This window comes from Bacillus sp. 05T31, from assembly GCF_056396725.1.
On record NZ_JBFTMA010000112.1, the window covers coordinates 1 to 9,848 of the forward strand.

Annotated in this window: 9 protein-coding genes; all 9 read right to left on the reverse strand. The window is 31.9% G+C overall.

Annotation, left to right across the window (positions count from 1 at the left end; genetic code table 11):
• Window positions 1-504 precede the first annotated feature (504 nt).
• The 9 genes from AC1DJR_RS09955 to galU all read right to left on the reverse strand — a co-directional run bounded on the left by AC1DJR_RS09955 (window position 505) and on the right by galU (window position 9,642).
• Complete coding sequence (locus tag AC1DJR_RS09955) at window positions 505-1,341, reverse strand: EpsG family protein (RefSeq protein ID WP_477002510.1); 837 nt, start codon at window positions 1,339-1,341, stop codon at window positions 505-507.
• Between the two features lie 89 nt (window positions 1,342-1,430).
• Window positions 1,431-2,396 (reverse strand): glycosyltransferase, encoded by a 966-nt coding sequence (locus tag AC1DJR_RS09960; RefSeq protein ID WP_477002511.1) that lies wholly within the window; start codon window positions 2,394-2,396, stop codon window positions 1,431-1,433.
• 5 nt (window positions 2,397-2,401) lie between these two features.
• Entirely contained in the window at window positions 2,402-3,184 is a 783-nt protein-coding gene (locus tag AC1DJR_RS09965) for a glycosyltransferase family A protein (RefSeq protein ID WP_477002512.1), read from the reverse strand.
• 195 nt (window positions 3,185-3,379) lie between these two features.
• Window positions 3,380-4,123 carry a glycosyltransferase family 2 protein gene (locus AC1DJR_RS09970; RefSeq protein WP_477002513.1) on the reverse strand — a complete coding sequence of 248 codons (744 nt, stop codon included), beginning with the start codon at window positions 4,121-4,123 and terminating at the stop codon, window positions 3,380-3,382.
• A 69-nt stretch (window positions 4,124-4,192) separates the two neighbouring features.
• Window positions 4,193-5,029, reverse strand: coding sequence for a hypothetical protein (locus tag AC1DJR_RS09975; protein WP_477002514.1), 837 nt, complete (start codon window positions 5,027-5,029; stop codon window positions 4,193-4,195).
• A gap of 19 nt (window positions 5,030-5,048) precedes the next feature.
• Window positions 5,049-5,750, reverse strand: a complete 702-nt coding sequence (locus AC1DJR_RS09980) for a sugar transferase (protein WP_477002515.1) — start codon at window positions 5,748-5,750, stop codon at window positions 5,049-5,051.
• On the reverse strand, window positions 5,750-6,865 hold the full coding sequence (locus AC1DJR_RS09985) for a DegT/DnrJ/EryC1/StrS family aminotransferase (RefSeq protein ID WP_477002516.1): 1,116 nt from the start codon (window positions 6,863-6,865) through the stop codon (window positions 5,750-5,752). Before AC1DJR_RS09985 ends, AC1DJR_RS09980 begins: the two co-directional genes overlap by 1 nt.
• A 23-nt stretch (window positions 6,866-6,888) precedes the next feature.
• A complete protein-coding gene (locus tag AC1DJR_RS09990; protein ID WP_477002517.1) occupies window positions 6,889-8,700 on the reverse strand; it encodes a polysaccharide biosynthesis protein in 1,812 nt (603 codons plus the stop codon).
• Window positions 8,701-8,760: 60 nt separating this feature from the next.
• Window positions 8,761-9,642, reverse strand: coding sequence for a UTP--glucose-1-phosphate uridylyltransferase GalU (gene galU, locus AC1DJR_RS09995; RefSeq protein WP_477002518.1), 882 nt, complete (start codon window positions 9,640-9,642; stop codon window positions 8,761-8,763).
• Window positions 9,643-9,848 lie beyond the last annotated feature (206 nt).

A 9,848-nucleotide genomic window follows, 5' to 3' on the forward strand; every position in this document is an offset into this window, starting at 1 on the left:
CCTCTTTACCTATCTTTTCTACAATAAAAGATGTTAAGAAAAAGCTAATTGCGACATTGATCACAAAACTTATTATTTGAATTATCATATTAATTAAAATTTGTTTATCTTTTCTCACTTCAGTTCCCGAATCCTTTTTCAATTTATATTTTTATATCACACATCTATTAATTATCGCCATCATTTTAAACCTTCACTAAAGCTATTTTTGTAGCCCATAGAGATAAAACTTTTGTTTTAACCTCTATGACTATAACATTACATATATTTCACAGTTATAGCCCTTATTGTATTAAATCACCCTTAATTTACATGATACTACAACTAATATATACAAAATTTTCTTAGAAACTAGTCATTGTTCAATCTCGTTTGACTCTAATCCTATATAAGTGACTTTTCATTTCGAGATATGCTTCTCTATTAAAACATGCTACAATACTTATGTTTTTGCACAACATATATGAAAAAATCATCACTTATACACAATTAGGCTTTATATATTTATCTAAAAAAATCAAGCGACCACTTATAAGGTAAAAGACCACTCACATCTGTAGAGTTTGAAAGATTTAATATTTGATACATAAATAAAAGTGCATATGCACCATAACATACTTTATATAAAATCTGTCTATCTCTCTCTAATGAAAACCTTGAAATGAATGTAATAAAAGTAAATGGGATAAATAATATAAAGTAAATACTCAGACGACTAGCCCAACCGCTAGATAGAGTAATGAAAAACAGTGAAAAATATATCATTTGCGCATTTTCCAGAAAATTCAAGTTCCTATCTGAAGTTTTTGGATATATTAGGAATCCAATTACTGAACCCACATGAATTACAGAGGCTACTCCAATAAAAACTAATGGTAATTTGTTTTTCCCTTGAAGCTTAAGCGTAAACGCATAAGTTAAGATTGCGGCCGCTGCAAATTGACGCATCACCGTTATTGTTGGAAAAAATGCAAAAACTAAAAAACCCAACATAGCAATAATCCATTCATGCTTATATTTGCACAACTTTTTAAACGCCAAGTACATAAAAGTAAATGATATCGTAGCATATATTAAAAATACAGCCTTATAGTTAAAACCCAAGCTCCCAAGGAATTTGGAAATTACCAAATATGAGCCCTCTAAACCATAAACTATATCTCCACTAGTAGCATTATTAAATGCTGTTATATATGTTAAATCATCTACTCCACCATAATCCCTAATTCCATAAAATAGAGTAAATAAAGCAAATACTACTATTACATTTACCCTATTCTTCTGTTTTTTTAAAACTAATAATAAAAATACCAATATGAACCAACTAAAATAAAATATCATTGATAGATCCTTCTCACATTTCGTGTATTCCTCCAAAATTAGAATTGATTACACTTATCCCAATTGGAGGTATTATCAATTAATGTTAATTATGATCGTAAACTTTTTATTTTTTTCATGGATTTATTTAAACCAAAATATAACGTTTTACTTGCTCTAAACAACGCCACTCTTAATTTATTTTTTTTTGTATAAGCCTTGTTTATTAGGAATTCTTCATCTAACAAATAAGAATTTTCTTTCTTGTGTAGGCTCGCAACTTGAAATATATTAAGATATTTGCTTACCAAGTTATCGTTTAATAAATTTCTCAATTCATCATTTTTAACATTACAGTAAATTTGTTCAAGCTCTTTACATGTTCTTATTATATGCTCAGCATTTTTAAGTTTATTTTTTGCTGTGGTAATTGATCCATCCCTAATTAGGTAATTATAAAATATAATATTTGTACCAATCACCTTTTCCGCTTTTAAAAATACCCTCGGTGTAAATTGCTCATCTTCGTGTAATAATCCGACTTTAAACTCTAGGTTATTGCTTAATAAGAAATCTCTATTATATAAATTTAACCACGCTGCCATATACATAGTTCCCGCTTTTAATTCCGCTGCTAAATATTGTTCTCCCTTTAAAATTTGACCTTCTTGTGAATTCCTATGCTTCATAAATGATAGATTATTATTTTCTATTTTTTTTGCATTCCCTACCGCCACATCAACTTCACGCTCGCTTATAGCTGATATAAAGCATTCACATGTGTCTTTCTCAATATAATCATCAGAATCAACAAATAAAATATATTCACCTATAGCTTTTCTTAAACCAGCATTTCTAGCATCTGATAGGCCACCATTTTCTTTATTAATTACCTTAATACGCGAATCATTTTTAGCATAATTATTACAAATTTCAGGGCAACCATCTAAACTGCCATCATTGACAAGGATTATTTCAATATTTTTATACGTTTGACTAATTAAGCTATCTATACATTTTTCTATATATTCTTCTACCATATATACTGGTACAATTATCGATATTTTAGGTTTCATCGGTTTCATCCTTTAATCTCTCTTATACCTTTAAACATTAATTTAAGTGCGACATTCCAACTTTTATCTTTTTTATACATCCCCCTATGTCTAAATGCAAATTGAAAGCTTAAGAATCTGGCCCACCTTTTGGATAAAGAAGCGTACAGTGCCCCCTTATCGATAAAATACTTATCCGTATAACCGGTAAACCAAGTAGAATTTTCGTGACTAACATATGCAATTACCTTAGGACTTGCATAAACCTTCAATCCTTTTTTAATACAGTCAAATATAAATAAACTATCTTCCCCTGATCCGTATTTTGCCCCTCCACCAAATAATAGTGAAAAATGTATATTGGCTTCCTTTACTTTTTTCGTCCTAACCGCAAATCTCACTGTCGAGTACCTTAAACTATTAAAAAATCTTACCCTTTTTTCTTTTTCAACTTGATAGGAAGGCCTAGCAGGATTTGTACTAGGTACATTAAATACGATAACATCAGCATCTGGATTATTTTTAAAAGCATCTATAATCTCTTTTTTATAATTATCACAGTACACCACATCATCATCTGCAAATATACAAATATCTGCAGTTGCGCGCATAAAAGCATTGTTTCTGCTTAATCCTACTCCTCGTTCTGCCAATGACAAGAATTTAATATTATGGCCCTTATATGTAAATTCTTCAAATTCATTTCTTTCGCATTGATTAACTACAATTGCATCAGACTGTATATTCATTTCTTCTATTAAGTTATGGTTATCTTGATGCATTGTTGATACTAGTACTTGTAAATTCATACCTACACTCCTCTTACATTTTTAACATTTCAATAATCCTTTTGCTTATAATATTTTTTAACTCCTAAAATAATTACCTACATATAGATTATTTCGTGACACATATTTTAAAGCGAGTTACATCAAATCGATAAGCCTAAACTCTTAAACCTTATAACGTTAATTATCAAATAGTTATAAAGCTGGCTTATCTCCCTACAAATAATGCTTTTTAACAGCATTTATTCCATAAAAAAAGAAATAATACAGACATTTCGGTATAGATAGCTTTTCAATCTTTCTACAATTATTCCAATGATTCTTAGCTGCCTTAAATTTATCATTAGAGATTGAACCCTCAACCTTCCTATAAAACGCTAAACTTTCGTTTAACCCATAAGCAAAGTGCCCGTCCCTTAATAGTTTAGCCCAAGTCATCGAGTCATGATCTTTCTTTACTTCAACTAATCTAACTTCCCCAACAATATCAACGTTAAGCATTACCGTTAATGTTCCAATAATAGTATTTTTCATAAATTGGCTATAATTCAATCTTGATGGTACATTAATAACCTTATTTCCATTTTCACCTTCTCTTAATATCTCATATCCAGTAAATGAAAATCCTATTTTATTTTTAATCATAAAATTTAACTGCTTCTCTAATTTATCAGGCTTCCACATATCATCTGCATCTAAAAATGCAATATATTTTCCACGCGCTCTTTTAAGGGCCTCATTTCTTGCTACTGCAGCACCAGAATTTTTTTCTAATTTAAAATACTTTATACGTGGATCCTTAAACTTATTAATTACTTCTTGTGTATCATCCATTGAGCAATCATCAACAATTAGCATTTCCCAATTTGAATACGTTTGATTTAAAACGCTTTTTATTGTAAATTCTATATACTTTTCTGAATTGTATACCGGTGTAATAATCGAAATCAAATTCTCCATATTATGGTTTCTCCTAACTGTGCTTATAATAATCTATTCCATACATATGCCTGTAACTTTTCCAAAAAATTATTTCCCAAAAGATCTTCTGATTGATTCCATTTCTAATAAACCACTAACATTATTAATTACCGCATTTACCTTTGCAAAATTTTTAATTATTTTTCGCATAGGATATAATAAACCTATAGCCATCCTTACCAAAGGTTTGTATTGAACATGTAACTTGCAATATGCTTTACGAAAACCAAAATATTTTATAAGGTAATCTTGGAAATTGGTAGTATGCCGAATACTTCTCTCTCCATCATTAACATACTTTTTATCCTGAACGTTGATATAATCGAATAACATTGTATACACTAAAGCTGCTGATACTTTTTTAGATAAATAATTCGGTAAAAACTTCATTGTTGTAAAATTTACAAAATCATCAAAAACATGATTTAGTGCATACGCTGCCAATTCCCCATCTTCTTTATCAAAAGCTCCATAATATTCAATTTGATTATTATTTTCATGTTCTATGCACTGAGCAATAAAGATTTCTTTTTCTGTAATACTTCCCCCATTGACATAACTCTGAACTGTCTCAGCATACACCTTGTATATTTGTTCAGCATATTCCATTGATGAGATTTTCCTAACATCAAAATTTTTCAATCCGCTATTTATTTCATATCTCCTTTTTTTCTTTAAACTAGCAGCGTCTATCCTATCATCTTTAATACAGTACCACCATTCCGTTTCAAATCCACAATCAAAGTCCGTTGTCCATCGAACTAATAAGGTCTTATTTTTACTCACACCCCAAACACTACCATCTTCAATGGCAGTAGCATTTGGATTTACATGTGGAGGAGTTGTTGGTATTATTGCATAATTATAGAACTTCCATTCATTCATTATAATTAGGCTCCTTACATTATGTGTTATTTATTATTTGTTTGCTTTTCTCTATAATTCTACAATATTCATCCTTGGTAACCTTATTTTTTCTTACTAAGTAATCACCTAAATCTTCGGCGGTCTCCATGCCATCTGCACTTATACCATCCCTTTTAAATACCTTTGCTATAGTCATAAGAATAATTTTCAAATCACCTAAAAATGTAACATTATTAATATACTCTAAATCCAAAGATAATTTTTTTTCCCAAACGACTGCATTTCGTCCATTAACTTGTGCCCAACCAGTAAGTCCAGGTAAGACTGTATGTCTCTCTCTTTGCGTTTCAGTCATAAAGACCATATCCCGAACTAATTGAGGCCTTGGTCCCACTATTGACATATCCCCTTTAAGAATATTAAATAACTCAGGCAATTCATCAAGTGAAGTAGAACGCAAAAACTTACCAAATTTCGTTAATCTTATATCATCTGGAAGTAATTGGCCATTTTCATCTCTTTCATCTGTCATCGTCCTAAACTTATACATCATAAAAATATTCTCATCTAGGCCTGGTCTTTTTTGTTTAAATAAAACTGGACTACCTAATTTCGTTTTTACAAGTAAAGAAACTATAAGGAACACTGGGCTTAGCACTATGATAGCAATTAAAGATAGTATAAAATCCATGGGTCTTTTTATAACTCTTCTATAGATGCCCCCTCTAGAATTCATCATTATACTAACCACAACCCTTTAATAATTTTTACAACTCTCTCTAAATTTACGTCTGTTATCTTTGTATCACTCGGTAAACAAACACCATTTTCAAAAAGTTTTTCTGATACATCTGTACCAACAAAATCATATTTCTCAAAGAACGGTTGTAAGTGCATAGGTTTCCAAACTGGTCTAGATTCAATATTTTCTTTTTCAAGAGCTTCCATCACGTCGATTGGACGAACCTTACCGTTCAATGTCATAGAACTTAACCAATAATTCGGTTCATTCCATTCATTACTAGGCATAAATTCAATTCCTTCAAGATTTCCTAATTCTCGCTTGTAAAAATCAAATATGTATCTTTTCTTCTGCACTCTCTCGTCTAATACTTTAAGTTGGCCTCTACCAATCCCAGCAACTACATTACTCATACGATAGTTAAATCCTAATTCACTATGTTGATAATGTCTTGCCTGGTCTCTACTTTGGGTAGCCCAAAACCTTACCTTTGAAACTCTTTCTTCATCATTAGAAACGAGCATACCCCCACCAGAAGTAGTAATAATCTTATTACCATTAAAAGAAAAAATACCATAATCTCCAAAACTACCCGTATGTTTACCTTTATAATAAGTCCCCAAAGATTCAGCAGCATCTTCAATTAAAGTAACATCATACTTTTTACAAAGTTCAACAATCTTATCCATATCCGCGGAGAGACCATATAAATGAACTACTATAACTGCCTTTACATTTGGATACTTTTTAAAAGCTGCTTCCAATGCTTTAGGACACATATTCCAAGTTTCATAATCACTATCTATGAAAACAGGAGTAGCATTTTGATAAATAATAGGGTTTGCGGTAGCTGAGAATGTAAGTGTTTGGCAAAAAACAATATCTCCCTCCCCTACTCCCGCTGCTTTTAATGCCATATGAATTGCAGCTGTTCCAGAAGATAGCGCTGCGGCTGCTTTAGAATCGACTTTCGCAGCTAGTTCTCTTTCAAATCCGTTCACATTTTCTCCAAGTGGCGCAATCCAATTTGTATCAAAAGCTTCCTTAACGTAATGCATTTCATAACCTTCATCACTCATATGTGGTGATGAAAGAAATATTCTGTCTCCCATTTCTAAAACTTCCTTCCCTTAAATTAATTTTTCAGATTAACTTTATTATTCGCAATGCCTAATAATCGTTCTCTTATTTCCTCTTTATCCATTTCCTCAAAATCATTCATAAACTGTCTTAAAATATCTTGATCTAGTAAAACAGCTTTTCCTATATGAATTTTAGGGAATATTTGCTCMGGATGAATTTCWCCTTCRTTTAAKARCTCTTCATACATTTTTTCRCCTGGTCTYAATCCAGTAAATTCAATTCCAATTTCTTCAATAGAATAMCCYGAAAGAGTAATTAARTTTTTAGCTAAATCAACAATCYTTACTGGATCMCCCATATCYAGTACRAAYAATTCTCCACCYCTAGCYARCGTTCCAGCCTGAATTACTAACCTTGAAGCTTCTGGGATTGTCATAAAGTAACGGATCATATCGGGGTGAGTAACCGTTACAGGGCCACCTTTTTGAATTTGTTTCTTAAATAGAGGTATTACACTCCCTCTACTCCCAAGAACATTACCAAATCTAACCGCAACAAAGCGTGTACTAGTACTAACAGATGCCATATGTTGGACGAGCATTTCTGCAAATCGTTTTGTCGCCCCCATTACATTCGTAGGGTTTACTGCTTTATCAGTAGAAACCATAACAAATGTATTAACTTTAAACGTATCTGCTGCTTCTGCAACATTTTTTGTACCGAAGATATTGTTTTTTACAGCCTCTTCAGGATTACGCTCCATTAAAGGTACATGTTTATGTGCAGCAGCGTGGTATACGATGTATGGTTGATATTTTTCTATTATTTCGAAAATCTTATTCCGGTCTTGTACATCGGCAATTTCTGTCGTAATTTCAACCGTATCTTTATAGGTAACTCTCATTTCCATTTCGATATTATAAATGCTATTTTCACCATGTCCTAAAAGAACAATTTTAGTTGGTTTGTATTTCATCACTTGGCGACAAATTTCTGATCCAATTGATCCACCAGCACCTGTTACTAAAATCGTTTTACCTGTAATCTTTTCCCCAATACCTGCATCATCTAACTTTATTGGTTCTCTCCCTAATAAATCTTCTACTTGTACGTCACGAAATTCATTAACAGAGAGTTTTCCATCTAATAGATCTTCAAGCATCGGTACAATTTGTGTTTTCGCCTTCGTTTTTCTACACTTCTCAAAAATCTCGTTTATTTGACCTCTATTTAATGAAGGGATTGCGATGATAATATGTTCTATATCATTRTCTTCYACAATYTCTTGAATRTGATYTGTTGTACCAACAACCGGCACATTATAAATCTCCAATTTTTGYTTRTTYCTATCATCATCAACAAACGCAATTGGATATAAATCTGCTTCTTTATTATGTTGCAACTGACGTACTACCATTGTCCCTGCTGAACCAGCACCAATAATTAATGTTCGTTTTTTATCAGTAGCTTTTGTAATATATGTATCACGGAACATACGCCATATGAAGCGAGAACCGCCAATTAATAATAAATGCAACATCCATGCGATTGCTAAAATTCGAACATAAATATCGTGATTAATAATTTGTTGAACAATTGCTGTTACTAAAATCGATAACGTAATTGCTTTAAATATTTGTTTTAATTCCCCAATACTCGCATATTCCCATGCCTTGTTGTACAACTTATAAATAGCTGCAAAAACATGATGACTACACAATAATGTAATAGAACTAATAACTACTGTCATAGGAATTTTGTTTAATACATCTGGATGTATAAACCAATAACTTAAATACACGGCAGTTAATACGATAAATGAATCTAATAAAATTAATAATGAGAGCCGTTTTCGATAACTCAATATATCTGTTCCCTTCTTTATATAATTCGTATCTTATTCATAATAAAAAAGGACATTCTATTATGAATGTACCTCTTCCTTTTTTACAAGTTCCTTCATATACTTCATTAACTCTACATTTAATTCTTCATTTTGTAGTGCCATCTCAATCGTCGTCTTAATAAATCCAAATTTCTCCCCAACATCGTAACGCGTACCCTCAAAATCATAAGCAAATACACGTTGAATTTCATTTAAACGTTGAATTGCATCTGTTAATTGGACTTCTCCGCCCGCACCTGTTTGTTGATCTTCAAGGAACATAAAGATTTCTGGTGTTAATACGTAACGTCCCATAATTGCTAAATTTGATGGCGCTGTTCCTTGGGCTGGCTTTTCTACAAATTGACGTACTTGATAACGACGATCGTTTTGTTCAACCGGATCGATAATACCATAACGATGTGTTTCGTTTTCTGACACTGTTTGTACACCAATAACAGATGATTGTGTTCCTTCATATTGATCCATTAATTGGCGTAAGCATGGTGTATCTGCTTGGACAATATCATCACCAAGTAATACTGCAAATGGCTCATTCCCAATAAATTTACGTGCGCACCACACTGCATGACCTAAACCTTTCGGTTCTTTTTGTCTTATGTAATGAATATTAATTTTTGAAGAAGCTTGTACTTTCTCAAGCATTTCATATTTCCCTTTTTCTAAAAGGTTTTGTTCTAGTTCGAAGGAATGATCAAAATGATCTTCGATTGCACGTTTTCCTTTTCCTGTTACAACAATAATATCTTCAATTCCTGATTCTATCGCTTCTTCTATTATGTATTGAATTGTTGGTTTATCTACGATAGGTAACATTTCTTTCGGCATCGCTTTCGTTGCTGGTAAAAAYCTTGTYCCCAGTCCAGCAGCTGGAATAATTGCTTTYCTTACYTTTTTCAATTTTAGTCCCCCATATATATCTTTTTATTTTTATGTAACAATAACAAAAAACTCTACCTATAGAGTCATATTTATAACYYCATAGGTAGAGTTTCTATCATAAATAAAYTATGGGCATCTAACCCTACCTCACATCATRCTCCCGACGACAAGCGTCTAAGGTAGGCAAGAAATAAAAATTTCTACCCACAGCACGACCGAGTGCC

Bases quoted from the DNA above. Each gene is read 5' to 3' on its own strand.
- AC1DJR_RS09955 (WP_477002510.1), bottom strand. From the start codon at position 1,341: ATGATATTTTATTTTAGTTGGTTCATATTGGTATTTTTATTATTAGTT.
- AC1DJR_RS09960 (WP_477002511.1), bottom strand. From the start codon at position 2,396: ATGAAACCTAAAATATCGATAATTGTACCAGTATATATGGTAGAAGAA.
- AC1DJR_RS09965 (WP_477002512.1), bottom strand. From the start codon at position 3,184: ATGAATTTACAAGTACTAGTATCAACAATGCATCAAGATAACCATAAC.
- AC1DJR_RS09970 (WP_477002513.1), bottom strand. From the start codon at position 4,123: ATGGAGAATTTGATTTCGATTATTACACCGGTATACAATTCAGAAAAG.
- AC1DJR_RS09975 (WP_477002514.1), bottom strand. From the start codon at position 5,029: ATGAATGAATGGAAGTTCTATAATTATGCAATAATACCAACAACTCCT.
- AC1DJR_RS09980 (WP_477002515.1), bottom strand. From the start codon at position 5,750: ATGATGAATTCTAGAGGGGGCATCTATAGAAGAGTTATAAAAAGACCC.
- AC1DJR_RS09985 (WP_477002516.1), bottom strand. From the start codon at position 6,865: ATGGGAGACAGAATATTTCTTTCATCACCACATATGAGTGATGAAGGT.